The 297-nt window shown below is 31.0% G+C and carries 1 protein-coding gene; it reads right to left on the bottom strand.

Features of this window, described 5'->3' with window-relative positions; all coding sequences use genetic code 11:
- Positions 1–297: hypothetical protein (locus J8281_RS19470; protein ID WP_210199290.1), on the bottom strand; the 297-nt coding region annotated here is incomplete at both ends.

Below are 297 nucleotides of genomic sequence, written 5' to 3'. Positions count from 1 at the left end.
AGAAATAATCATTTCTAGCATAGGTTTTCCTTCATTTTCATTATGCTCTATTTGCGGAATGGCATCTGCAATGAACTCATTATATGTTATAGAAACTGGGATGTTTTCAAATTTTGTATCAATACTAAAATTGTTACTACTTAATGGCGAAAAATCTAATTGTTTTTTTATTGTTTTGGTTGTTTTTCCATTTGAAATATGAACATGCAAATAGTTATTATCAGAAATCACGATATTAGAAGCAGCACCTTCACGAATTCTCATGATGCCCCCATAAGATACATACCGCGTAATACC

Origin of the sequence: Aquimarina sp. U1-2, assembly GCF_017897595.1 — a bacterium.
Classification (GTDB): domain Bacteria; phylum Bacteroidota; class Bacteroidia; order Flavobacteriales; family Flavobacteriaceae; genus Aquimarina.
This window is presented reverse-complemented; position numbering and strand designations above follow the sequence as displayed.